The sequence below is a fragment of the Paenibacillus chondroitinus NBRC 15376 genome (assembly GCF_004000765.1).
In the GTDB taxonomy this organism is placed as follows: Bacteria; Bacillota; Bacilli; order Paenibacillales; family NBRC-103111; genus Paenibacillus_E; species Paenibacillus_E chondroitinus.
The window spans coordinates 38,037-63,859 of sequence record NZ_BILW01000022.1 but is presented as its reverse complement, the minus strand read 5'-3'; the positions used below and the strand labels follow the sequence as shown (position 1 = coordinate 63,859).

At 40.2% G+C, this 25,823-nt stretch carries 26 protein-coding genes; 22 read left to right on the top strand and 4 right to left on the bottom strand.

The features are described from left to right. Positions 1–108: 108 nt before the first annotated feature. The 3 genes from PCH02S_RS22285 (at position 109) to PCH02S_RS22275 (ending at position 2,263) form a co-directional block, all read left to right on the top strand. The gene (locus PCH02S_RS22285) at positions 109–615 is read left to right on the top strand and encodes a GNAT family N-acetyltransferase (RefSeq protein WP_127456183.1); all 507 of its coding nucleotides are present in this window, start codon (positions 109–111) and stop codon (positions 613–615) included. A 533-nt stretch (positions 616–1,148) separates the two neighbouring features. Beyond that, complete coding sequence (locus PCH02S_RS22280) at positions 1,149–1,913, top strand: alpha/beta hydrolase (protein ID WP_127456181.1); 765 nt, start codon at positions 1,149–1,151, stop codon at positions 1,911–1,913. Beyond that, on the top strand, positions 1,913–2,263 hold the full coding sequence (locus PCH02S_RS22275) for a hypothetical protein (protein ID WP_127456179.1): 351 nt from the start codon (positions 1,913–1,915) through the stop codon (positions 2,261–2,263). Before PCH02S_RS22280 ends, PCH02S_RS22275 begins: the two co-directional genes overlap by 1 nt. Before the next feature lie 81 nt (positions 2,264–2,344). Here PCH02S_RS22275 and PCH02S_RS22270 read toward each other — a convergent pair whose 3' ends face one another. Beyond that, entirely contained in the window at positions 2,345–3,313 is a 969-nt protein-coding gene (locus tag PCH02S_RS22270) for a serine hydrolase domain-containing protein (RefSeq protein WP_127456177.1), read from the bottom strand. Positions 3,314–3,442: 129 nt separating this feature from the next. Here PCH02S_RS22270 and PCH02S_RS22265 point away from each other — a divergent pair, with 129 nt between their 5' ends. The 10 genes from PCH02S_RS22265 (at position 3,443) to PCH02S_RS22220 (ending at position 14,898) form a co-directional block, all read left to right on the top strand. Then, on the top strand, positions 3,443–4,567 hold the full coding sequence (locus tag PCH02S_RS22265; protein WP_127456175.1) for a hypothetical protein: 1,125 nt from the start codon (positions 3,443–3,445) through the stop codon (positions 4,565–4,567). 20 nt (positions 4,568–4,587) lie between these two features. Further along, positions 4,588–6,075: a glycan biosynthesis hexose transferase WsfD gene (gene wsfD, locus PCH02S_RS22260; RefSeq protein ID WP_174806811.1), complete on the top strand. Its 1,488-nt coding sequence runs from the start codon at positions 4,588–4,590 to the stop codon at positions 6,073–6,075. 19 nt (positions 6,076–6,094) lie between these two features. Then, the gene (locus PCH02S_RS22255; RefSeq protein ID WP_127456173.1) at positions 6,095–7,645 is read left to right on the top strand and encodes a hypothetical protein; all 1,551 of its coding nucleotides are present in this window, start codon (positions 6,095–6,097) and stop codon (positions 7,643–7,645) included. Beyond that, positions 7,645–8,895, top strand: a complete 1,251-nt coding sequence (locus tag PCH02S_RS22250) for a glycosyltransferase family 2 protein (protein WP_127456171.1) — start codon at positions 7,645–7,647, stop codon at positions 8,893–8,895. The genes PCH02S_RS22255 and PCH02S_RS22250 overlap by 1 nt, the downstream gene beginning before the upstream one ends. Positions 8,896–8,921: 26 nt before the next feature. Beyond that, complete coding sequence (locus tag PCH02S_RS22245; RefSeq protein WP_127456170.1) at positions 8,922–11,009, top strand: cellulose biosynthesis cyclic di-GMP-binding regulatory protein BcsB; 2,088 nt, start codon at positions 8,922–8,924, stop codon at positions 11,007–11,009. After that, a complete protein-coding gene (locus PCH02S_RS22240; protein WP_127456169.1) occupies positions 11,006–11,860 on the top strand; it encodes a GGDEF domain-containing protein in 855 nt (284 codons plus the stop codon). Before PCH02S_RS22245 ends, PCH02S_RS22240 begins: the two co-directional genes overlap by 4 nt. 389 nt (positions 11,861–12,249) lie before the next feature. Further along, entirely contained in the window at positions 12,250–12,624 is a 375-nt protein-coding gene (locus PCH02S_RS22235) for a nuclear transport factor 2 family protein (protein WP_127456167.1), read from the top strand. Between the two features lie 38 nt (positions 12,625–12,662). Further along, complete coding sequence (locus PCH02S_RS22230) at positions 12,663–13,409, top strand: SDR family NAD(P)-dependent oxidoreductase (RefSeq protein WP_127456165.1); 747 nt, start codon at positions 12,663–12,665, stop codon at positions 13,407–13,409. Between the two features lie 62 nt (positions 13,410–13,471). Next, the gene (locus tag PCH02S_RS22225; RefSeq protein ID WP_127456163.1) at positions 13,472–13,819 is read left to right on the top strand and encodes a putative quinol monooxygenase; all 348 of its coding nucleotides are present in this window, start codon (positions 13,472–13,474) and stop codon (positions 13,817–13,819) included. Between the two features lie 131 nt (positions 13,820–13,950). Beyond that, positions 13,951–14,898, top strand: coding sequence for an SLAC1 anion channel family protein (locus PCH02S_RS22220; protein WP_127456161.1), 948 nt, complete (start codon positions 13,951–13,953; stop codon positions 14,896–14,898). A gap of 132 nt (positions 14,899–15,030) precedes the next feature. On the opposite strand, the gene PCH02S_RS22215 is transcribed toward PCH02S_RS22220, so the two are convergent. Then, positions 15,031–15,261 carry a hypothetical protein gene (locus PCH02S_RS22215; protein ID WP_127456159.1) on the bottom strand — a complete coding sequence of 77 codons (231 nt, stop codon included), beginning with the start codon at positions 15,259–15,261 and terminating at the stop codon, positions 15,031–15,033. Positions 15,262–15,504: 243 nt separating this feature from the next. Between PCH02S_RS22215 and PCH02S_RS22210 the strand changes: the two genes are divergently transcribed. From PCH02S_RS22210 to PCH02S_RS22190, 5 genes are all read left to right on the top strand, one after another. Further along, positions 15,505–15,966: a cupin domain-containing protein gene (locus PCH02S_RS22210; protein WP_127456157.1), complete on the top strand. Its 462-nt coding sequence runs from the start codon at positions 15,505–15,507 to the stop codon at positions 15,964–15,966. A 69-nt stretch (positions 15,967–16,035) separates the two neighbouring features. Further along, entirely contained in the window at positions 16,036–16,368 is a 333-nt protein-coding gene (trxA, locus tag PCH02S_RS22205) for a thioredoxin (protein WP_127456155.1), read from the top strand. 153 nt (positions 16,369–16,521) lie between these two features. Beyond that, the gene (locus tag PCH02S_RS22200; protein WP_246069208.1) at positions 16,522–16,755 is read left to right on the top strand and encodes a hypothetical protein; all 234 of its coding nucleotides are present in this window, start codon (positions 16,522–16,524) and stop codon (positions 16,753–16,755) included. Positions 16,756–16,821: 66 nt separating this feature from the next. Continuing rightward, a complete protein-coding gene (locus PCH02S_RS22195; RefSeq protein WP_127456153.1) occupies positions 16,822–18,198 on the top strand; it encodes an FAD-dependent oxidoreductase in 1,377 nt (458 codons plus the stop codon). Positions 18,199–18,220: 22 nt separating this feature from the next. Next, positions 18,221–18,538, top strand: a complete 318-nt coding sequence (locus PCH02S_RS22190) for a thioredoxin family protein (RefSeq protein WP_127456151.1) — start codon at positions 18,221–18,223, stop codon at positions 18,536–18,538. 57 nt (positions 18,539–18,595) lie between these two features. On the opposite strand, the gene PCH02S_RS22185 is transcribed toward PCH02S_RS22190, so the two are convergent. Beyond that, positions 18,596–19,297: a Crp/Fnr family transcriptional regulator gene (locus PCH02S_RS22185; protein WP_127456149.1), complete on the bottom strand. Its 702-nt coding sequence runs from the start codon at positions 19,295–19,297 to the stop codon at positions 18,596–18,598. Between the two features lie 264 nt (positions 19,298–19,561). Here PCH02S_RS22185 and PCH02S_RS22180 point away from each other — a divergent pair, with 264 nt between their 5' ends. From PCH02S_RS22180 to PCH02S_RS22170, 3 genes are all read left to right on the top strand, one after another. Then, positions 19,562–21,064, top strand: coding sequence for a spore germination protein (locus tag PCH02S_RS22180; RefSeq protein WP_164819687.1), 1,503 nt, complete (start codon positions 19,562–19,564; stop codon positions 21,062–21,064). A 1-nt stretch (position 21,065) separates the two neighbouring features. Further along, on the top strand, positions 21,066–22,229 hold the full coding sequence (locus PCH02S_RS22175; RefSeq protein WP_164819686.1) for a Ger(x)C family spore germination protein: 1,164 nt from the start codon (positions 21,066–21,068) through the stop codon (positions 22,227–22,229). A gap of 247 nt (positions 22,230–22,476) precedes the next feature. Continuing rightward, positions 22,477–23,580, top strand: a complete 1,104-nt coding sequence (locus PCH02S_RS22170; RefSeq protein WP_127456145.1) for a GerAB/ArcD/ProY family transporter — start codon at positions 22,477–22,479, stop codon at positions 23,578–23,580. Positions 23,581–23,769: 189 nt separating this feature from the next. Here PCH02S_RS22170 and PCH02S_RS22165 read toward each other — a convergent pair whose 3' ends face one another. Further along, the gene (locus PCH02S_RS22165; RefSeq protein ID WP_127456143.1) at positions 23,770–24,117 is read right to left on the bottom strand and encodes a winged helix-turn-helix transcriptional regulator; all 348 of its coding nucleotides are present in this window, start codon (positions 24,115–24,117) and stop codon (positions 23,770–23,772) included. Positions 24,118–24,483: 366 nt separating this feature from the next. Here PCH02S_RS22165 and PCH02S_RS22160 point away from each other — a divergent pair, with 366 nt between their 5' ends. Next, a complete protein-coding gene (locus tag PCH02S_RS22160) occupies positions 24,484–25,668 on the top strand; it encodes a phospholipase D-like domain-containing protein (RefSeq protein WP_246069207.1) in 1,185 nt (394 codons plus the stop codon). Positions 25,669–25,823 lie beyond the last annotated feature (155 nt).

The following is a 25,823-nucleotide window of genomic DNA, read 5'->3' as shown; positions in this document are numbered from 1 at the left end:
TACGACTTCCTATGCTTTTGAAAAGACAAGATACCATCAACTTCCTCATGTTTGGGGGTATAATTATAGCACAGGACAGTTTAAGTGTTTTTGGGGAGGGACCTTACCTTGAAAGTATTAGAAACAGAACGGCTTATTCTTCGTCAGCAAACAATTGAGGATGCGGCTTTTATTCTTGAGCTTTTGAACGACCCTTCTTGGATTCAGTACATAGGCGATAGAGGTGTGAGAACCATTGATGACGCGAGGGACTATATTTTAAAAGGAGCTATAGACATGTATGCCCGCTTGGGCTTCGGGTTTTATTTGACAGAGCTGAAGGATGGAGGGATTCCGATTGGCATCTGTGGATTGGCAAAAAGAGATTTCCTAGCAGATGTAGATGTTGGATTTGCCTTTCTTCCTAAGTTCAGAGGGAAAGGATACGCCTTTGAAGCTGCTAGAGCAGTGATCTGTTATGCACAAAACGTTCTAGCACTACAACGGATTGTGGCAATTACTTCCGAAGATAACCATGCTTCGGCCAAACTACTAGAAAAATTAGGATTGCATTTTGAAGGCAAGATCCGATATGAAAATACAGATGAAGAAGTGCACATATTTGGGATTAACTAAATGTATTTGATTCTGCAATGATGATGCCAAGTGACTGTAAGATTATCTCATTAGGGGCTGCGAAAATCGCGGCCTTTATTTCTTATGAGATAAGGTTATTGTCAAAAACCATTGCTAAGAACTTTATCCCATTCCCGACGGATCGAAGGAGACCTTAGTGCAAGTTGAGAATACCCGAACACCAGATGGGGAACGGTGTCTTATCTTAATTCAAGAATTTAATGCATCAGGTTTAAATAGGAAATATTTGCTCCATACTGATCGGAAAAATGTTGATGAAATCAATCTGGTTATCGACGACATTATGAGCAACAAACAATACAGTTTAGATGATTAAATTAATGGCACACGTTACTTCTATAGTTTTATAAATGAAAGGGCGGCTCATTTGAATCCGTCCTTTTTTGTTATATTCATAAAAAAATCAGGTCAATAATTTTAAAGAAGAGGTAAAATTAGTTCGTTTAATTTCCAATATATAGAATATAAAATGAATGTTATAACATTTACATTATAAGAATGGAGGTTTAAATTTGAAAATTAGTAAGGGAACATTTTATATTTTTAATATTATATCTGCTATTTTGGGTGTTCTGGGAATAACAGTTTTTCTTATCTCATACAAAGTTACTTCATGGGTTAAGAATATAGAGCAAATAAAGCTAGGGTATTTAGAATTTTTCAAGCAACATGCATTAACAATAAATATTTTCGCTTTATGTTCCATTTTTCTATTCTTTTTTACAACGCTTATTTTAATTCGAATAATTCGAAGAAATACAAGAAAATTAATTGCCGTACTATCCGTAACTTTATCTATATTAATTGGCACATATTTAATCCTTTGCCTCTTTTTTTATCAAAATCTAGACGAACTTATTAAAATTAATCATCTTGTTTACCAACCTAAAAAGATTGATAAATCTACTGCTGAAAAGATCAGGATACTTTATAGTGATGCTGAAGAGGTTAAAATTAATACATCTGACAATATAAACTTGTTTGGATGGCTTATAAAAAAATCGAGTGTTAAAGAAGCCCCGCTACTTATTTACTTTGGCGGTTCTGGGGAAGAAGTATCTGATATGATATCGTTTGCTGAGGGATTAGATGGATGGTCTGTAGCACTGATTAATTATCGATCGTATGGACTGAGTGAAGGAAAACCTAGTATGATTAGTTTATACAATGATGCTAATTCAATTTATGATTATTTTTCAAAAAGAAGTGATATTGATAAGAAGAAAATAGTATCAATGGGATATAGTCTAGGAACTGGAATCGCTGTGAATTTATAGTGTTAAAAAAAGAAATACCAGCAATCAAAAACTTTAAATGCACGTTCACAAGACCTGATTTAACAATAAGCATTGAAATGAAAGAAGTTCCTTCTGAAGAATCGTTAAATTCTATATTGGCCAACGTTAAGCAGTTCTCAACGATTGAGAACATAAACGAAATTGCAAAATCCGTAAAATGGAAAAGTGAGATTTACAATATAAATCTTATTATTTATAGTCATTCAGAAGAAAAACCACTTATAAAATATACTGCAAGTTATTTCAGAACATTTGATGCCTCAAACACATCGGAAGAAAATATTGATGGATACAAAACTTGGACCAAATACGAGGAACCACACACCTGAAAAGTCTGAACCACGGCAGCGAGCCATGAGGATAAACAATAAAGCAGTCCAAGCTGTGGGAATCAGCTATGGACTGCTTTTTCATTTCAAGCACGCTTGCGCGGCGAGCATCGGCGCAATATGATTGCGAAACACATGGAGCGGGATTTTGCTCTTCTTCCGCTCATCGTGCGTTAACACGACGACGGTATCCAGTCGTGGAATGATGTAAATCGCCTGCCCGCCAAAGCCGTAGGCGTTGTAGTAGTCCATTGGTGGCGACGAGGGAGAGGCTGCGTTCACGTCAGCCTCATACGTATCGACCCACCAATGCCAGCCGTAAAAGCCGCGGCGCGGCGGTACCGGCGCGGCCGGGATGGCAGGAGCGCTGGAGCTGGCGACCAGCGCTTTAGAGAGGAGGGGCTTGTGCTCCCACAAGCCCTCCTGCAGGAAAAGCCGGCCGAATTTCAGCATATCGGCCGGCCGGAGCTGGAGACCGAATCCGCCGGTATGAATACCTTGCGGATCGGTCTCCCAGGCGTAGTCCGCGATGCCAAGCGGACCGAAAAGCTGTTGCTCCGCATACTGGGCAACCGGCATGCCAGTAACTTGCACTAAAATCGCAGCAAGCAGCTGGGAATTGCCGGAGTTGTATTCCATGCGGGTGCCAGGTGCTTCCGACAGCGGTTGTGCCAGGACGAAGTCGGCCCAATTAGATGTTCTGGTCATCTGCGGGAACGAATTCTGACCCCCAAATTCGGTCCAGTTCATGCCGGAGGACATCGTGAGCAGGTGCCGGATTCTCAGTTCCCGCTTCCTCGGATCAGCATCGTGAAGAAGCTGAGGGAAGAATGCTGAAACCGGCGTTTCGGGCTCGGGCAGCAACCCTTGATCCATGGCAATGCAGATTAGCGCCGAGAGAACACTTTTTGTGCAAGAATTAATGCGCGTAATTTCAGTTTCTTTTTGTTCGTCGCGATAATGTTCAAAGATTTGTTCACCGCGTTGTTCGATGAGGCAGCTTGCCAAATGCAGCGGTGCTAGCGCGGCAGCCATCTGTTCCAGTCTCATGCCATCCATCCTTTAATTACCTTTTGAGTGAAATGCAGCGTGTGATACACTAGGGCTAACTATGGTATCCTACGATTATACCATCCCGCTAAGCAGTCAGGAAAAGATTGCGATAGGAGTCTTTAGCTAATGAGCATGAAGCGAAACCTTTTGTTGATTCCACTTGCCTTCGTCATGATACTTTCAGCTTGTGAAGCTTTGCCTGTTTTCGGAAAAGAAAAGCTTGCCCGCAATCCCATCTCTGGTTATGGCCAGCTTGTGCCCGTTACCGAGCAGCGCAATGCACTTCAGCATTTTATAACAGAAACATTAACCGGACCTCATGGTACGTATACCAACTTACAAGAGACCGATCAGAACAGCGAAGTCGCAACCGGGCATGAAGTACTTAGCGAGTCAGCCGGACTGCTCATGCGTTATTATGCCTTAACCGGGCAAAAGGATAAGTTCGACGCTCAGTGGCAGCTTGCCAAACGCACGTTCGATGCGCCAACCGGTCTTAGCTACCGGTACAGCCCCAAGCTGAATAAGAAATTCACCGTTAACGCAACAGTCGACGACTTTCGAATCCTTCGCGCGCTGGACGAAGCGGGGGAAGCATTTCAGACAGACGCTTATAAGAAGGACTTGGCGTACTACGGAGATAAATTATATACCTATAACGTTTCTGAAAGCCGTCTGCGTGATTTCTATGACGAGACTTACGCGATGACGAATTCATTTATTACGTTGTGCTACATAGATGTTGCTTCAATGGAGCTGCTTCCCGTTTCGAATCGGAAGAAGCGTGCGCTTGAAACGGACATGCTGGGGATTATGCAAGGGGGCTATTTGTCGGATTCGTTCCCTTTCTATCAAACTCGGTACGATTTTAAGTTGAAAGCCTATCAATCCGAGCAGATTAATTCGGTCGAGTCGCTACTAACGATCCTGAACCTAGCTGAAATTGGAGAAGCCAAACCAACCAGTTTACAATGGATAAAAGCTCAGGTTACCGCGGGCACGTTGGTGGGCGCTTATGATCGAAATGGAAAGCCGTTAAACGATGTCCGTTCGACGGCGATTTATGCCATCACGGCCATGATCGGTTCTGTAACACAGGATAAACAGCTATATAACGAGAGTATTACAAAAATGAACGCGTTTCAAAATCATACCCAAGGAAGCCCGATGAATGGAGGCTTTGGAGATGAGCTCGCGCAGCAAGCCTATTCATTCGACAATGCCATGGCTTTGCTCGCTTATGTTTATTAATAAAGGAGTGAGTGCTTGTCGTGACGAATCGCTTTTTGAGAGGACTGCTTCGCGTGATAACACCAGCTGCTGCCGCGGCGGCCGGCGTATTGGTCATTACAGTGCTCGCCCTGTTTGTTTATCCATATATCGGTATTGCGGATAATGGCGACTTTTTTCGAGTTTTGTACAGCAACGGGCTTTACATCAACGAACCGACGTATGATAGTCAATATCTTGGATTTTTCGTCAAAACGTACGGAATTTTTCAATATTTTAACGAAAATCAAGCAACTATTTTTTCGACTCAATCGTCTTTTGTAAAAGCGGCTATTGGCCTAAATCAGTTGTTCCATCCAGGCACAACCACATTCGATATTCGGTATCAAGCGGCCTTGTATCTCGGACTTTATACGGCTGCGATATATTTGCTTGTTGAAGCATTAACTTGGAAGCTTTCCAAGCTTCGCGGCTATGTGATTGCGGGAATCGTTGTTTTTGTGTTTGGCGACACCGGCTACACGGCTTATTTTAATTCCTTATACGGTGAGAGTGTGATGCTGATCATGACGATGTTCATGGTAGCAAGCGGACTCCTGTTATACCGGAAAAGATATAACGATTACGTGATGCTTGGCTTATTCGTAGTTAGTGCCATGATTTTAACGGCAAGTAAGCAGCAAAACGCCCCGGTTGGGATTTTGACAGCCATATTCGGGGGATTTTTCATTTATATTCGGAAAAGCCGATCGTATCGTGCAATAACCGCAGGACTCCTCGCAGTTCTGATTGGTGTTGGAGTTGGCACCTATGTGCTGATCCCCAAAGAATTCGTTAATATTAATAAGTTTCATGCAATGACTCGCGGCGTATTGATGGGCTCAACAGATCCGGAAAAAACGTTAGAAAGCTTTGGCATCGATAAGCAATATGCGATTTTGAACCACAGTGAGTACTACGAGCCTTATAAATCGTTTGATGTGGATTCTGCACAGTTTGAAGAACAGTTTTTTAGCAAATACGGCTTTGTTTCCATTCTTAGCTACTATGTCGCACATCCTGGACAAGCGGGACAGATGCTTAATATCGCAGCGAGAGACGGCTTTAGTATCCGTCCCATGGCGATGGGGAACTATGAGAAGTCCGTTGGCAAGCCATTTGGTGCGCACACGGTATTCTTTTCTGGCTATAGCTTGCTCAAGCAGGCGCTGGCGCCGAAAACGTTTGGTTTTATTTTACTTTGGACTTTGCTCATTATAGGGCTTTATGTCCCATCGTTTATTCATGCGATTCGCTCGCAACAATGGCGTAAAGCAACGAAGCTGCCTATCGTGATTCTATTGATTTCCATGGGGTTATCGGGGATTTTCGTTTCTATTATTGGAGCGGGCGATGCGGATTTAGCGAAGCATGAATTTCTATTTACATTAACCTTTGATTTTGTTTCTTTGCTTACGGTAAGGGATTTGATTGCTAAACAGTTATGGAGCGCAGAATCTGAGAATCAACAAGTTGAGGCTGCGATGTAAGGCATAAGGAGGGAGCGACATGCGAAAAGTATACCTCTTCGTCACACTTCTCGTTTTATTTTGTACGTTAAGTGTGCCAAGACAAACTTCAGCCGCAGAAAGCGCAAAGGATCCTGTACTGCTTCTCTATGACAGCAAAGCGCTTAAGACACCGCAGGAAGGAAATGTTGAAGCTCTGCAGCGGCTTTTAGCTGGCTTCTCTACACCAGTTACACTGCTGAGCTTAGAGCAATATAAAGAGGGAAAGCTGCACAGCTTTAATAAAGTAATCCTCGTACGAAATAAATCGGATGAATGGATTCTTCCTGATGCTTTTTTACAAGACTTGAAAGCTTACTCTGGTAAGTATATGCAAATTGGAAGCGGCCTTCCAACATCGATTCAGCAAGCACTGCACCTTCAAGAGCAGCATACGGTGGATGATACGATGAACTTGAAGATTAGTGATCTGAACCAAACCTCCATTCCTGTTAGCAACATGGCATGGGTGACCTCTTTTGAAGGAAAATCATATGGGACAGTGAAATCCTCCAAGCATCCGTCCGAAGCACCATATAGTATTGCAAACGGCAACTATGGGTATATCCCGTACTTGTCCAAAGGCAACGTGTCAGAACTGGCAGCTTCCTATGTGTTGAAAGATTGGCTGGAAGTTTCCGCGGCCCCGCAGCATTATGTATTAATTAGCGATATTTTTCCGTTTTCAAATCTGGAACTCGTGAATGCGATGGCGGATCAGCTGTATGAAGCAGGCATTCCTTTTGTAGCCAGCATACAGCCGGTATTCAGTAATTGGGATTACCCGGCGATGCAGCGTTATATGGAGACGCTTAAGCATTTGCAAGCCCGCAATGGCAGCATAATTGTTCAAACGCCGATTGTTGCCTCTACAGATTCTCCGGATGTGAGTAAGCTTCGGAATGAATTGGGCTCTTTTCTTGATCATTTAGCAAGCTCAGGGATCGTACCGCTTGGCGTCAGTGCTGAGATGTATTGGACTTATGATAAGCATTATGCTTCAGATGGACTTTCTTTTTTTGATTCAGGTCTTATTCTTCCTAACAAAGCCGTTCAATACCGGGATCCTTCCGATACTGCTGTTGCATTCCACTCAACAGTATATACGATTGATGCCAAAGAGCTTTTGCGCTATTCGGATGAAGGTAATAGCCTGAATCCACTGCCGATGAATACGGCCATAGTGTACAGATTTCCTAACGATCCATCGAAGCTGGAGACTCTGCTTACGACATTAACATCTAGCTGGACAACGTATGATGATTATAAAAATGGGGAGCACTCCGTTCAAACGTCAGCGAGTAAATTTAGCTCACAGAACGGGCATTTGCTAATCAATGGTCAGAGTATTCAGCTTAATAATCGCATTCAGGATATTGATCCGGCACATGTCTATGTGCAGCAAGAAGTAAAAAGTTTAAGCGGACTTTTCTCCGTGCAAAATAAAATACTCATTGTTTTAATCGGAACATCGCTTTTCTTATTCGGTCTTTTCCTTATCATCGGACACCGAATGTACAAACGAAAATACATGCAATCGTGGAGACAATGATGACACTTGCCGACATACTAATGCTGATTGCTGTGATATGTATCTGGTCACTCCTGCTGATTAATATCATCCTGATTGTGGCAGGCTATCTGTATTACATGCAGATTGAGAATCAACCGGTTCCTCCGATTAAAGGGGAACCTCCTTTCGTTTCCATCATGGTGCCAGCTCATAATGAAGGCAAAGTGATTACGCAAACCGTTGAATCACTGCTCGCTTTAGACTATCCGCATGATCGCTACGAAATAATTGTGATTAATGACAATTCCTCGGACAATAGCCGAGAACTGCTTGCTAAACTTCAAGCGAAATATCCCGAGCGTCAATTGATTGTGTTGAACACGGATGCTGTCACGGGTGGTAAAGGCAAATCCAACGCCTTGAATCTGGGTTTCAAGCTAAGCCGTGGCGAGTTGATCGCCATCTACGATGCGGATAATACCCCGGAGAAGAAAGCGCTGCTTTATCTCGTCGCTGAAATCACGCAGGATCCAGGACTTGGTGCGGTAATCGGCAAATTTCGCACTCGGAATCGTAATGCGAATCTGTTGACGCGTTTTATCAATATTGAAACGCTCTCATTCCAATGGATGGCTCAGGCGGGTCGTTGGAAGCTGTTTAAGCTATGTACGATCCCGGGTACAAACTTTCTGATGCGCCGCGAAATCGTTGAACGAATCGGCGGTTGGGACGTGAAGGCGATTGCGGAGGACACGGAAATTTCATTCCGCATTTATTTGATGGGTTACAAAATTAAGTTCCAGCCTAAATCCGTTACCTGGGAGCAGGAGCCTCAGACGGTCAAAGTATGGTTCAAACAGCGGACAAGGTGGGCGAAAGGGAACATTTACGTCATTGTAAAAAATATCCCGCTGCTGTTCCATCCGGATGCGCGCCGTATACGATTTGATATTTGCTATTTTCTATCTATTTATTTTTTATTGCTGACCTCGCTTGTCATGTCGGATTTGCTGCTGATTCTACACGCATTGGGCTATGTTAGCACCACCATTGCAAGCTTTAGCTCATTTTTGTGGGTACTGGCGATTACTCTCTTTATCGTGGGCACTTTCATTACGCTCATCACGGAAAAAGGGGAAATGCGGCTCTCAAACGTGTGGATTATTGTTTTGATGTACGTGTCTTACTGCCAAATGTGGATGGTCGTGGCGGCTTACGGCATGTACACCTATCTGAAGGACGTCATTTTTAAGCGAGAAGCAAAATGGTATAAAACCGAACGCTTCTAGGGCAGTAAGGATCGGAGTTGACGACGATGTGGAATCGTAGTGTTGTGCGAGTAGCATTAGGTGTTTTTCTATTTCTGGGGTTATTTCTACCGACAGTTCAAGCAGAGAACGAGTCACCTGCCGCCGGGCAAATGCAAACGCATTTGTCCGATACATCTTTAACCGGCGGCATTACATATACGCAGCAGTTTTTTCGTGTAGAGAGCTATTGGAATGTGACCAGCGTTGACATTCATCTCGACTACCAGATGTCACAGCTCCTGCAAAATGAACGCTCCTCCGTCACGCTCTATATGAATGGAACGCCGTTTCATTCTTTTCGACCGCAGCTGGGAGAGAAGGTGCAGCAGCAGCTGGATCTGACCGTGCCGGCTTCAATGATTATTAAAGGCGTCAACACGCTCATGGTACAGGGGCACCTTGAGACGAATGCGCCAACCGTACAGAATGCTTGTCTGCCTACCGATAATCGCGATAATTGGCTGCAAATCGCAAAATCCTCAAGAATTGCCGTGAATTATTCCAGTGTGCCGATACAAGACAGTATTCAGGATTTTCAACGCCATTTTATTGGGCAAGATTCGGTTACCAATGGTCAAATTGCGATAGCTGTTGCACCGGAAAACACAGCTCCTGAATTGGAGGCTGCAACCTATGCGTTATCTGGCTTAGCTAAAGTAAATCAAGTGACGGATAAACCGATTCCGCTTACGACTTATAGCAGCGATATGACGAAAACCAAGAAAGCACTCATTCTTGTCAGTCTCTATGAGCATTTGCCTGCGGAAGTGAAGGCTGTGATCAAAGAAGGGGACGTGGCGCAAAAAGCCGTTCTTCAGCTCCTCGATCTGAATGGAGTCAAAACGCTGGTCATCACTTCGAACGACGCCACGCTCCTCATAAAGGCCGGTCGGCTGGCAGCCAATCAAACGCTGCTTACGCAAATTAATGCGCCGCTGAAAGAAGTACTGGCTTCCACGGAAGTGGACACGCCGGCCGTCAATGTTAGCCGTACTTTGCCGCTGACGGAGTCCGGAGATAAGCTTGTCGGTGACCGTCACCGGGAAAAAGCGTATTTTATTTCCCTGCCGGGCAATCGTTCCATTGCAGACGGCAGTAAGCTGCGCATCAACTTTCGTTATGCGCGGAATGTCGATTTTGACCGATCGTTGGTCACGATTCTCGTGAATGATACGCCGATCGGGAGTAAAAGGCTTTCCACAGAGCTCGCCGACGGCGATCATATGGAGCTTACGATTCCGAAAACCCTGAATATTTCAGGAAATTTTACAGTAAAAGCAGCATTTGACCTTGAGCTTAAAAATAATAGCTGTCTTGCAAATGAAGATCAGATGCCATGGGCCTTTGTCGAGAAGGATTCGCTGCTTCAATTGAATACAAAAGACAGAACGGAGCTGTTGTTCAACAACTATCCGTATCCGTTTCTACGTGATGGCAGCTATAACCAAGTTACGGTTGTATTGCCGACGACACGAGATGTGTACATGTATCAATCGTTAACAAATGTATTTAATCTGCTGGGCCGCTATGCGCAGACGAATACAGGCAATGTACAATATTTAGCAGGTAACCTCCAACCTGATCAGCTCAAAGGTCGTCAAATTATTGCGATCGGCAGCTATGAAGATAACGCTGTGATTGCGGCGAACAATGATAAGCTTTATTTCCGCTATGGAGCTGGGGGACAAGGTTTTATCTCTAACGAAAAACTCAGCATTGAATCCGGCTATGGCAAACGAATCGGTTCTTTACAATTGATTGATTCTCCCTATCAAAGCGGTTTTGGCCTTATGGCAGTGACGGGCAGTCGTCCGGAATATGCTTACTTGGCCTCCAAGCTCATCGGCTCGGAAGGCTCGCTATGGCAAGTGTTCGGCGATGGCGCAATCACGGATGCAGATGGCAACGTCCAGGCTTATCGCTTTAAGAAAGAAGCTGCCTCAGCGCCATCTACTGCGCTTGATGATATACTGGCGCGTAAAGATGTTCTCGGCTTTATGGCCGCGGCTGGACTTGTCGCCTTGCTTGTTATCCTCTCGCTGATTTTAATGATTCGTAAATATGCGAAGAAGAAGCGGAGGGATCTGCGATGAGTCGATTACGAAGTAGTATGATCTCGGACGGCGGCTTCCTGCTGTTTTTACTATTGTGTTTTGTAAGCATTATTTTCACCGCGGGCAATCCGAATCTGTACCTGCAAAATATTTTTTTTCTCAATGTGGCTTTTCTCATTGCCGTTATTACGTACTTTACGAATGTTACAACAGGCTTGATTCTAAACATTCTGTTCATCTTCGGCTATGGGACGTACACCTTGTACCAAACGGTTGTCGCTGGCGGCTTAATCGGGACGCAGAATTATTTTTGGCTCATTGTGACTCCGATCTTTACACTTGCAACTTGGCTCTTGACGCTGGGGAATCGGCAATTGCAGTCGGAGAACGAACAGCTAATCAAAGAGAATCAATCCTTGGCAACCGTCGACTTGAAGACAAGTTTGAAAAATACGCTTTCTTTTCAAGCCGATGCAACCGTATTTATGGCACTTTCTGTTCGGTATCATATTCCCTTAACTTTGATGGTGATCAGTGTGAAGTATTGGGATGAAATTAAACGAATGATTGGTGAAGATCAGCTGATGGAAGCGGTCCTCGATCTATCCAGAATGAGCCAAACGAATATTCGCACGAACGATTCGCTTTATTTGCTCAATAAAGAGAATCCGATGTGGGGCATGCTGCTATTTACGGATCGGCCAGGGGCATCTATCGTCATTGAGCGCTTGAGAAAAAGTGTTGAAGAACGTAATCGCGGCGAATATGCGGAGAAATACAGGGTGGAACTTGTTTTGAAAATGGGTGCAGTTGAGTACAATGCGGCTGATATCAATAATCCCCTGGAGTTTATCGTACAAGCGAAAAAACAGTTAGAATACGATGTGTAAAAAGGAAGGTCTCGGCGAAAGCTGGGACTTTTCTTTTTGTGGGATAGTAAAATTGGTGGTGTTAGGATCGGATCTGCGCAGAGGAGCGGAAGCTGTCTAATTTAACTAATGAGTACCCGCGCTGCCGGAGAAAAGTTGATAGAATGAAAGTCTTCTGGAACTAATTACCATTTAAATCGTATACGGCATTAAGGCTAAAATATTACTTTTTGCATACTATATAACCAGAAAGTAAGTACTTTTTTTTTAGTTACTTTTGTTCCATAATGACTCTTGTGGCCACGACGCATTAACTTAATTGATAAAAATCAGCTGATTGCATGATAGAGTCAATGTAAAACATACTAACCAATGTGCATTATTAATTAAAGTATCCAGGAGAAAAGTATATGAGTACAATAATCGATCAATTAATAAATAAACACATTGAAATTTGGAGTGAAACAGACTCCAAGAAAAGAAGAATTAAGATCCAAGAAGCGTACACATCAGACTGCCAGGTGTTTGATCCGTTTTTCTCCGAGGTAATTGTTGGTCATGACGCTCTGGATAATCTTATTGATGAAGTACAAGCCAAAAATCCAGGAAAAGTGTTCACAGTTATTCCGGGCACAGTAGACGAACATCATGATCAAGCGAGATTTAGTTGGAGGTACGAATCATCTGAGAATCCAATCGTGATTACTGGGCAAGACTTCATTGCTGTAGAGAATGGTTCCATTCATTCCTTGACTGTATTTGTAGACAAGCCAACTTCAGATTAATCATTTCAATATAAACGTTAGTAAAGGGGAAAAAGAATATGGGGAAATTTGATGGGAAAGTAGCAGTAGTAACAGGAGGCACAAGCGGAATTGGTCTCCAAGCAGCCACGCAGTTTGCAAAAGAAGGTGCTCATGTATATATTACAGGGCGCAGACAAGCGGAGCTTGATGTAGCGGTAAAACAAATAGGGAACAACGTAACTGGCGTTCAAGGGGACATTTCTAAGTTGGAGGATTTGGACAAGCTCTATGCTTTGGTCAAGAAGCAAAGTGGTCATTTAGATATTCTTTTTGCGAATGCAGGGCTGGGTTATATGCTTCCATTGGGAGAAATTACTGAAGAGCATTACGATAAAACCTTTGATGTTAACGTTAAAGGAACGCTTTTCACTGTTCAAAAAGCTCTGCCTTTGTTCCCTGATAAAGTTGGAACTATAATCATGACTGGCTCAACGGCGGGTTCTATTGGCGATCCAGCGTTTAGTGTTTACGGAGCTTCAAAAGCTGCCATTAGGCAGATGGCTCGTAACTGGATCCTTGATTTAAAAGGGACAAAAATTCGTGTAAACGTCCTAAGCCCTGGATTTGTTCATACGCCTGCGTATGATTACTTGTTCGCTGAGAATACTAATTCTGTTCTAGAACATGCTAAAAATATAACTCCACTAGGCAGGGTTGGAACCGTTGAAGAAATTGCTAATGCTGTGATGTTCCTCGCCTCAGATGAAAGTAGTTATATTAATGGAATAGAGTTATTCGTAGACGGCGGGGTTGCTCAAATTTAATGGTGTGAATTTCTAATACTAAGAATGAACGAAAAAATAAAATTATTATTGGAGGATTTAAAATGAATAAAACAGAACAGACCGTAATTATTGCCCGTTTTAAGTTGAAAGCTAACTCAGATAAACAATCCTTTTTTGATAACCTAAAGCCGCTCTTTGATACAATGTCCAAAGAACCTACTTTTGTAAATGGGATTGTACATGAAAACGTTGATGATCCTGATGAAGTTGTGCTATACGAAATTTGGAATTGTTCTAAGGAAACTTGGTTAGCAGAGGAAGAAACGAAAGCTTATCGCCAAGGTCCATACACTCGTGCAGCAGAATTCTTGTTGGGTAGAGAGCTTGGTTTCTACTCGACATTCGGAGAATGGGGAACTACGATTACTGCTGGTAAACATTTTTCCTAAAATCAACTTAAAGGATTTCATGAAAAGGTTCAGCTACTTGAAAATTGAGAAGCTGTTCCTTTTCTTATAATTGGCTCAATCGGTAAAAAATATGTAGTAAAGAAGGAATATCATACGTGGGATCATCTAGAATGGATCGACTAAAATTTTTATCTGTTAACTCATTTGGCTCGGTTATGGGCATATCAGGACTTTCGCTTGCTGGAAGGTTATCCCATAATCTGTTTGGAACCTCCTCGCTGATTGCAGAATTGATTGGTTTGATGGGTATCATAATGTTTGTGCTTCTAAGTGTTTTTTTCGTCATAAAGCTGCTGAAATTCCCAAGTGTTGTTTATTCAGAGTTTTCAAGCCCAATTGGCGGTAATTTCTATGGAGCGATCACCGTTGCTATCCTACTTCTTTCATCCGTTATTTTACCTTACAGCATAATCCTTGGGCAATCGATTTGGATAATAGGTACAAGTCTAACCATCTTATTAAGCTACTTCATGGTATCTCGTTTATTTAAAGTTAAACAGGATCCACTACATGCTGTTCCTGCCATGTTAATTCCTGCTGTTGCCATTTTGAATGTACCCGTTACGGGGGTTGCAATGCCGTTTGCTTGGATTCATGAATTCAACCTGTTTTGTTTAGCCATTGGGGGCATTTCATCCCTCATTTTCTTGACTATGATTTTTACTCGATTGATCCATCACGAGCCTATGGCAGCAGGCATGAATCCCTCTTTGTTAATTTTGATTGCACCTTTTGAGGTTGGCTTTCTTGCATATGTATCTATGACAAAATCTATTGATATGTTTGCATCAATTTTGTTTTATTTTGGACTTTTTTTATTCATGGTATTGTTTTTCAAGGCAGTTAATAAATCCATTCCGTTTAGTACGGCTTGGTGGGCAGTAAGCTTTCCATTGGCTGTTCTTAGCAATGCAGCTTTGAAGTATGCACTGTATGTAAACACATGGCCGACGAAGGTCATTGCAGCATTTATCCTTATCTTGGCTACATTTGTTATTGTTATTATTTTTATTCGGACTATTAAACACTTAATTAGTGGAAAGCTGCTGCAGGGATAATGGCTGGAACGTTGACCTGAACTTGACACCCTTTTTCATGAAAGCTGCAGCTACCAGAAAAGATGCATAGAGCGGACCAGCAGCAACAGAACCAATAAGAAAAGCTAGAAAGATTCCCTTCCAGCCTGATGTTTAACCCATGTACTTCACTATGATTTCCTTGCCGATGAAATGACTGATTGTTTCTGGATGAAGGATGGATAGTAAAATGCCCATGATAAATATGATCCCAAGTAATTGAGGCAAAATATTTTCGAATGACTTCCATGCTTTCATTGAAGATCGTTTGGTCTTACCTTTGTCTTTCCAATAGGAGAGAACAAGCAAAAATAAGGTCAGTCCATATATGATCGTATTACTCATAAGTCTTGCCTTCTTTACTATTATTTTATTTTTGAACTAAAATCGAGCACATCATACTTCTGTAAGATAGATTACAGATTAAAATAATTGGTTAGCCTTATAATAGGGGAGCAGAATAGGAGAAAGGAAAACGGGTTGCAATTGAGTTGAAAGACTCAATAAATCCGGATCATCATATTGCTGCTATCATTGCAAAAAATTGCTGCAAACATTGAAAACATTATAAATTAGGAGGCACAATATATGAATTCAAAAGTATTAGATGTCATGGGACCACGTATTCAACTCGTAACGGATTTAATTGAAAATAAGGATTATTCCCTCATGAAGGCTGAAGTCCCAGCAGGAGTTATCGTTCCTGTTCACAGTCATGATGATCGTGAAACGTTTGTTGTTCTCACAGGGGAACTTGAAGCATTCACGGAAGACAGCTGGAAGACAGTAAAAGCTGGTGAGACCGTTGATATTCCAGGAGATGTAAAACATGCCTGGAGGAATTCCTCTAACGAGACAGTAACTTTGTTAGTCGTATCGACAGTAAAAATGGGGGAGTTTTTCAATGAAATTGGCCGCCCTGTTGACACTGTGCCACCAGGACCACCTTCATTAGAGGTACTACAACGCTTTGTTGAAGTTGCGATAGCTTATGGGTATTGGCTCGGAACACCGGAAGATAATGCTTCGATCGGTATTAAGTTAGGTTAGTTCATTGAGGGTTCTATATTTCATAATTAGAATTATGATGAATTTATCAAACACTCGGAGGTTAAAATAATGGATGTTATTTCGTTAACTAAGGATAGCTTTCATAAGCAAATTGAACATGGAGTTACACTTGTAGATTTCTATGCAACTTGGTGTGGTCCTTGTAAAATACAGTTGCCTATAGTAGAAGAAATTGCTAAAGAACTGAAGAGTGAGGCTACAATTGCTAAAGTGGATATAGATGCAGAATCTGATATTGCATCTGAGTATGATGTGAAAAGTATTCCTACTTTAATGATTTTTAAAGATGGTTATAAATTAGAAACATTTGTTGGCATTCAGAGTAAAGCATTTTTAAAACAAAAAATTAGTGAGTATACAGCAATAGGAGATACTTGTTAAATCTATTGTGCAAAAGGATTTGTGAATTAGGTTACAAAAGGAGAAATCGATAATGTCACTAGATAACCAACAAGTCGTATTGAATATTCGGTTTAAAATTAAACCAGGAAAAAAGAGGAATTCCGTACCCAGTTATCTTCGTTGATCCAAGTTATGTCTGTAGAGAAAGCATTCATTAGCGCTATACTATCTGATGATTTGGATCAACCCAATGATTTAGTCATCTATGAGATATGGCAGGGAACAAGGGATAGTTGGTTGCAGGAAGAATTTACGAAACCTTATCGGAAGGATTATGAAGGTACCCTTGGTGAGTTGATTGAGGACAGAATGGTTAGTTGGCTTGAGCCTAAAGGAGAATGGGGAAGTACGTTAACGGCAAAATGAGGTTAGATCCCATGTCTAACTCTATTAACATTAGCATGAGAATGTTTAAAAGACAGGATGTGTGAAATGATACACTATGATGCCGTTATTATCGGATTCGGAAAAGGTGGTAAAACACTGGCTGCTGCATTAGCTAAGAAAGGTCAGAAAGTAGCCGTCATTGAACAATCAGAACTCATGTATGGAGGTACATGCATTAATATTGGTTGTATTCCAACAAAAGCATTAGTTCATTTTTCTAAGCAGTCACAACTCATGAATTTAAAAGATTTTGATGATAAATCCGCAGTCTATCGACTAGCTATAGATAAAAAAACAACTTTGATCACTGGCCTTCGTCAAAAGAATTACGATAACCTTGACAATCTTGATAAGGTAACGATTTATACGGGGAAGGCAAAATTTGAATCATCACATGAAATAGCAATTCAAAGTGGCGAAGAGCTTACATCGATTTATGGTGAGAAGATTTATATAAATACAGGAGCTTCAACCGTTATCCCTGCTATTGAAGGGGTTTCTAGTAGTCAACATGTGTACACAAGTACATCCCTAATGGAATTAACTAATCTGCCTAAAAAGATGGTTGTTCTTGGAGCTGGCTACATCGGATTGGAATTTTCATCGATCTATGCGAATTTTGGTTCAGAAATTGTGGTTTTAGATAAGCATAGTGAATTTCTCTCAAGGGAAGATCGAGACATTGCGAATATGGTTCAATCAACACTTGAGAAAAGAGGAATCGACTTTAAGTTGGGTACTGAAATCCAATCTATTCGTGACGTAGAGCATGGCGTGGTTGTGACTTACCGAGATCAGGACAATAACATTCATGAAGTTTATGCAGATGCTGTTTTAATCGCCGCTGGAAGAAAGCCAAATACGGAAGGTTTGCAGCTTCAAAAGGCAGGCATCGTTGTTACTGATCGAGGAGCTATCAAGGTTGACGAGCGATTACAAACGACAATACCTCACATTTATGCCATGGGGGATGTAATTGGCGGATTACAATTCACCTACATTTCATTGGACGATCAACGTATTATATTAGATAACTTGTATGGCTCAAAGCAAAGAACAACGGAAGACCGGCTTTATGTGCCATATTCCGTATTTATTGACCCTCCTTTATCCCGTGTGGGGTTAAGCGAAGAGCAGGCACTTGCTAAGGGTTATGAAATAAAAGTAGCCACAATGCCTGCCGCAGCAATACCGCGTGCAAAGTTGACGGAAGAAACGGACGGGCTGTTAAAAGCAATCGTTGATGCGAAGACAGACAAGATACTCGGCTGTTCATTGTTTTGTTCAGAATCTCATGAAATGATTAATATTGTTCAGATAGCCATGGAAACAGGTCAACCCTACACTTATTTAAGAGATCACATCTTCACACATCCCACGATGAGTGAATCTCTAAATGATTTATTTCAATTAATTAAATAACATAAATGAGGAGAATATAGACATGAATAGAATACAAACAAAAGATCAATATCAAGAACTTATTGCAAGAGATGCTTTTACAGTTATGAAATTTGATACAACGTGGTGCCCTGACTGTAAAAACATGGACCGCTTTATTGGGGATATTATTGAAGAGCAAACGGATAAGGATTTCTATGCAATTGATGCTGAGGCGTTTCAACAAATAGCCGAAGAAAATGATGTGCGTGGGATTCCTAGCTTATTAGTCTTTAAAAATGGAGAGAAAATTGGTCATTTACACAGTAAACTTGCAAAAACCCCTACACAAGTACGCGAATATCTTAACACAGTAAATTGAGAATAGAAGAAGTTAAATTGAGGAGTGTTCGCTATGCGAATTACTCCTCATTTTTCTTTAATGGTTGTCTAGTGCGAAACTTTCTTTAGCTTTCTTTTGATCTACTAGTATTTTTTTTCTTCCTGATCTGATGATCCCCTGTTTGGAAAGCTCGTTTAATGAGTTAGTAACGGATTCTCTTGTGGCTCCAATCATATGAGCTAACTCCATGTGGGTTAGAGGGAGATCGATTTTAACAAAATGCTCCTCAGGGATGCCGAATTGACTAGAAAGCCGTAGTAGCAAATACAGTACACGTTCATGTACAGTTCCTAATGCTAGTCTTTCTAGTAATTCAGAGGCTTCGTTTAGTTTCTTACTGACCTCCTTCAAAAAGCGCAAAACTAATTCTGGCCTTTGGAGTAGAAATTGCTCGAACTGATCTTTGTGAACCGAGCAAAGTAATGTTTCCTCCAGTGTTTCAATATAACCATCACTTGTTCCAAGCGAAAATGCATCGATTTCACCAAACATATTACCTGCTCCGAGTATTGCAGCTGTGTATTGTTTGCCTTCTGAATTTATTTTGTACACGCGGAGTTTCCCAGTTTTAATAAAAAATAAGCCATCCCGGTTAGAGTCTGGTGTTTGTACAATTGTTCCTTTTGGTATGGCACTAAAATGAGTCATAGGCGTCATTTGATCAATTTCCATTAAATCCTCAGGTGGAAGTGCTTCAAAAATGTGAATTTTAGATAAGTACGATAATTTATCCATCATCAATCAAAACACCTTTCATAATCAGTCTTTCCTAAAGATTCCCTTCTTTACTTTGAAATATTATTCTGTATAGTATTGACTGAAAAAGTCAAGTTGAGTAAATGAAATGAAGATGTGGCTTTGTCATAAACAAGATAAAAATATTTTGATTTGTGAATGAACATGTGACATAGTTCTTCGTGCTAATGCTAATAATACACATGACACTAATATTTGGATAAACATCCAATGTTCATTAGAACTATGGGAGGAGGGAGAATAGAATTGCACAAAGTACCGTTGACTACATCTGCGGCTATGAACTTAGAGCAGCTTCAGCGATGTTATTCCGAGAATGAATTATTAAGCATCAGAGAACTGTGTCATTCGGACTTGAACTGTGGAGCATTCATCGTATATTTAACGATTCTCGTGGATGAGAAAAGATTAAATGAACAAATCGTCCGTAAAATAAAATTGGATTTATCCGGAAATAATGATCATGGACATGCCCAGAAAACGATTCTTGAAACTCTTTATTCTCTAGGCGATGTGCAAGTGCTTACGGATATGAATGAGGTCGTCAGCCATGTTGCTGATGCCAATTTTGTTGTTTTTATGGACGGGCGTACTGAAGGATATGCCATGAGTCTACCAGGCTATGAGACAAGACCCATAGGTGAGCCGCAGCTTGAACTTAACGTACGCGGTCCGAGAGAGGCCTTTTCAGATGATTTGCAGATAAATCTAGGTATGGTTTATCGGAGGATGAAATCTTCTAATTTGAAAGCGAAAATGGTTCATATTGGGCAAGAGAGTCAAACCAAAGTGATGATCCTTTACCTCGCGAATGTTGTCGATAGCGGAGTTCTGAATGAGATGATGCGGAGAATTGATGCAATCGAAATCAATACGCTGGTGGATAGTACGCAAATTGAAGAATTGATCCAGGATAGTACGTTTTCACCATTTCCACAGATTCTAGATACCGAAAGACCCGATCGTGTCATTACAGCAGTAAATCGAGGGAAAATCGTAATTATGATGGATGGGTCACCAAACGCTCTAATTGCACCTAGTACATTTTTTGAAATGCTTCATCCCTCGGAAGATCTGTATGAACGATTTTACTTCGCTAATTTTATCCGTGCCATACGATTGATTACATTGTTTGTTTCTTTGATGGGGCCTTCTCTATACATAGCATTAACAACGTTTCATTTGGAGATGATTCCAACACCACTGATGATGACTTTTCTTACGGCAAAAGCAGGAATACCTTTTCCTACTTTTATTGAAGCAGTCATTATGGAATTATCTTTTGAGATATTAAGGGAAGCGAGCTTACGGTTACCACGGGTTGTTGGGCAATCAGTAAGCATCGTTGGGGCTCTTATTATTGGAGAAGCTGCCGTACAATCAGGTATTGTGTCTCGTCCGATGGTGATTGTTGTTGCTATGACAGGCATAGCATCCTTTACTATACCATCCTTTAGCACAGGTATTTCGTTGCGCATATTACGATTTCCACTAATGGTTCTTGCTGCCAATCTAGGTGTGTTCGGCGTATCTGTAGGCCTGTTTCTAATCGTGTACCACTTATGCTCCTTAAGATCTTGTGGCGTTCTTTTTCTTGATCCACTTGGTTCGGATGATTGGAAGAAAGCTTTGAAAGAAATTATTCTATTTCCAGTTAAGTTCAGAAAAGCAACTTCTCGACAAGAAGCGCGATTGGTGGATTCTTCAAAGCGTTCAATCCATTATGTGCCTACGAAAGAATGGGATTAATATGAGGGATATTGAAAAGTTTATACTTTTATGTATAGTTGTCGTTTTAATGGGAGGCTGCTCGAGGGATGCTAACGAAATCGGAGATATTGCAATAGATACAGCAGTAGCCCTAGATTATGATATTAAATCCAAAGAATATACATTTACATCATATTGCGTTTTGCCGACCAACTCGAGCCAAGAAAAAGCGGGATCATTTACTCAAAAAATCTCAAGTGAAACGGGAAGTACGCTATTAGAAGCAGGTAAGAAAATGCGAGCTCATGCCGGTAAAAATGCCATATATCAGCACAATAAATTTTTTATCGTTGGTGAGGATGCTGCACGGTATTCTTTATACGAAGTAGTAGATTATTTAACAAGGAAACGTGAGTTCCGAATTACATCTTTCCCGATCATTACGAAAGGTCTAGCTTCAGACAAATTAAAACTAAAACCCGAATCTGGAGACATGGTTTCGAATGATTTATTAGGTCAAATTCGGAATAATAAACTTCTCGGTCAGAGTGCTCCAATCCTTTTAAAAGATTTTGTTAACTTATTCCCGAATCCTTATCGGGGATTTGTTGCAGCCAGTTTAATTTTGAAACCATCCGAATCTAAAAACAGAGACGTTCCTTTATTGAGCGGGGGTGCAGTAATCTACAAAGAAAAATTGGCTGGTTGGTTGAATGGAAACGATGTCTTGGTGGTAAACATCTTAACCAACAAAAAAATATGGAGAAATCTTGAATTTCCTGAAAATATTGAATTGAAATCTGGCCTCGATTTTACTTCTGTATTTCATGTGTCGAATTCAGAAATTCACAGTGAGTTTAGCAACGGCAATCCAGTAATCAGACTAAATATGAAATTAGATGCAGCTGTAGAAAGTGTGAATCAGGATACAAAAGTTTTAGATTCAGCAAACATAAATCAGATGGAGAAAGCCGCTGCTGAGCATATTGAAAAAGTTATAAAAACTACCTTAAACTATTTTCAAAAAGATTTGAAAGTGGATATTATTGGATTTTCGGATGTGTTGATACAGCATCATCCTAACGAATGGAAAGTTATTCAAAGGGATTGGGAGAATATTTATCCTACAATGCCAATTCAGACTCATGTCTCAGTCAAAATAGAAAGAACTGGTATGACTACATCCATCGGAGGAAGAGATTAATGGTAAATGCCGTTTTTATGGTTGGTTCTCTCTGTTATGGAATCGTATTATTTGTACATTTACTCAAAAAGTCTTATGTATCGGATGCTATATTGATATTGGTATTATGTTGTGTGATCACGGGTTATTTTACTCCACATATTGGAGAAAAATGGCCAACAGTAGAAAGTGTATACTATGCATTATATTCACCTATATCCGATTATTTCAACTTCAACCATTAGAAAATAAACAGGTGGGGATCTGAATGGCAGGCTTAGAAAAGATATCGCATATACAGTTCAGTTTTCTAATATTCGGTTTTATAACTGGATTCGAAGGACTATTCCTATCCGAAGCAAAAGTATTACAACAAGACGTTTGGATCGCTAATGTTGTGAATATTTTTATGGGAATTGGTGTTTTGTCGCTCATCTGTTATGTTCAACGTCAGTTTCCACAAAAAAGTTTGGCTGAAATTTGTAATCATTTAATCGGAAAATGGGTCGGTAAAGCCATGCTTTGTATTTATCTACTCAATAATCTTGAGAACGCTTCTGGTGGTTTTCGAGCGTTGTCAATGTTCTATACGACGATTTTGTTGCCCAATACAAATGCGAATATTATGATATTGGCTTGTGTTATTTGTTCTACATATGGTGTGTACATAGGCCTTGGCACATTAGTACGAACTAATTTCGCTGTTTTACCATTCTTTTTAATTGGCTTTCTTGCTACTTGCCTATTTGTATTTCCTGAGATTCAAACCAACCCATTCCTTCCTCCTTTTCAAAGTAAATTTTCCGAAATCATTGTGCAGAGTTTGCACTTATTTACATTTACATTTTCTGAATTAATTACATTTGGCTTTTTAATGTCAAGAGTTGAACAACCCCAAAAATTATTTTCAAGTTCTTTGATTGCAATTATTATGTCAGGGCTCTATATGCTAATTATTACATATTTGACTCTTGGTTCATTAGGGTTAAATTATGTGAAAGCATCAACCTTTCCATTTTTTTCAACATTACAATTGGTGAAATTCGGAGAATATTTGGAAAGAATCGAGGTCATTCTTATTGGATTATGGACGGTTCTCACATTAATATATTCCATTGTTTTGCAGTATGTATTTACTCTTATATTAGGAAATGTTTTTAATATTAAGAAAAAAAAACCTTTTGTATTTGTGGTCGGTTTGCTATTTTTTGCACATGCCAGTAGAAGCTTTATTCGAACGGCTGATCACTTTACATATGGAGATAAAATTTTTCCTATTTCATCACTACTTCCCTGTATTATCTTTCCGATATTATTAGCAGTATTTGCAATGATCCGGAAGCGCAGTAAGGAACCTATACGAGGTACATAATAGAAGCTACTGAAAAAGCGGATTTTATTTTTCGGAACAATTAAGATAGTAATTCAACTTATAATGCTTTATTTGATTATTCTTAGAATTGCTGTGACAGCTTTAATTTAAACAGTCCTGTAAACACCAAAGCCAGTGTTCACAGGACTGCATTTTAAGTTATTAAAAGTTTAATAGATATAATTGACACTATTCTACGGATAGAATTTGATACTCATCCTCTGAGAATCTTTTTGCTGCATAATCGCCACCCCAGGAACAAAGTGCTCTCAGCATAGGTTCGAGCGACTGACCAAGTTCAGTAGTTGAATATTCAACTTTAGGAGGTACTTGTTTATACGTCTCCCTGTGAATGAGCCCGTCAGTCTCTAATTCGCGAAGTGTTTGAATTAGCATTTTTTGAGAAATGCTTTGAATAAGTTTTTTTAACTCGCTTGTTCGTTTTGGCCCCTTTATCAAATGGTACAAAATAAGTCCCTTCCACTTACCTCCAATAACCTCCAATGAAATCTCTAGGTCGCAATAATATGTTTTCATATTTGATATAACACCTTCCATTCTAATTGTAACTATTTAATTACTATGTAACAAAAAAGTATGTACTTTTCATATTACTTCATATGATTAATAATATCATTAGTTCGCTGACAAGAGCAGTTCAAGATCAATCATTCAAACTATTAGTATGTTAACCAAGTAAGAAAAAAATAACCATGTCAATGCCAATATTAGTGATTATTTCGACGTAAGGGTGCTCACTATGAGTTTAAAAGGCATGCTCTTTGACCCCAAATGTTTTTTCAAATGCCACCTTTGTTTGTGATAAACTAAGACCGCGAAATTTTAGATTGTATAAAAATGCCCTTCCCGGATAATAGTAATCACAAAAAAGGTGAATTTTGTGTGAGAAAGGTATTATTTACACCTTTATTACTATTTCTACTCATAGGATGGGTTTATCTAGACATTGAAAAAGGCGTAAAAGAAGCTGATGCGGCAAAACAAAGTTCTTACCACTATGCCGATTTTCAGATGTATAACGCGGGACAGGATTTGTATGATTCGCTTTTTTCCGATATTCAAAATGCGAAAGAGTACATTTATATACATTTTTTTATCATTCGAAATGATGAAATTAGTAATAAATTTCTTGCTTTATTGGAGGATAAGGCAAAACTAGGGGTCGATGTTAAGTTATCGACAGATCGAATGGGAAGCTTTCTTTTTAAGAAATCGATGCGAGAAAGATTACGAAAAGCTGGGGTGCAATTTACGTTTAGCGGAAAGCCTACGCTTCCACATTTCTTCTATACTTTACAAAATCGGAATCATCGCCGCATTACTGTGATTGACGGGACGACCGCATATATTGGCGGTTTTAATATGGGAAAGGAACATTTAGATCAAGATAAACGAGTGGGCCATTGGGAGGATTATCACTTTCGTATCAGTGGTGACGGCGCTCAAGAAATGGAAAGACAATTTTTGCTTGATTGGAAAAATAACACGGGTGACAGTTTTCCTGTTCATACCAGCTTCCCTATAAATGGATATACGTTTTATGATTATTTATTTACAGATGGGAAAGGATTGGCGGAGCGATATCAAGACTGGATAATGAAGGCAAGTCATTCGATCGTGATTGCATCACCTTATTTTATACCTGGAAAGAAAATGGTGGATGAGCTGCTTGAGGCAAGAAAACGAGGTGTTGCTATCAAAATTTTAGTTCCGCTTAATAGTAATTTCCCTATGATAAAACAAGCTGCATACCCGTACTTAAGAAAGCTTTTGAAACATGGGGCAGAAATTTATTTATATCAGAACGGTTTTTTTCATGGAAAGTTGTTGAGCATTGATGGAAAGTATGTGATGACGGGCACCCCGAATTTTGATACTCGCACCTTTTATCTTAATAAGGAATCGGTATGCTCGATTTATGATGGACCGATAATAGCTGAGATCCAGAAAAAGTTACAGGATGAATTTCAGATGTCAATGCGTATTTCTGATACTTATTTTGATGATTTGAATATATGGGAACGATTTTTGGAGAGGACGATTTCAATCGTGTCTTTTTATCTCTAGCGATTTTATTATTTCGAGCTAAAGCTGAAGACAGGCCTTAATCCATTGGGAGCTCTAATAAAGGCCCCAAAAACAAATGACTTAACTGAATTACTTAAAGGAATTACATGAAAACACAGAAACGCATCGTATCAGAGGAATTAAGAATTTTTTGA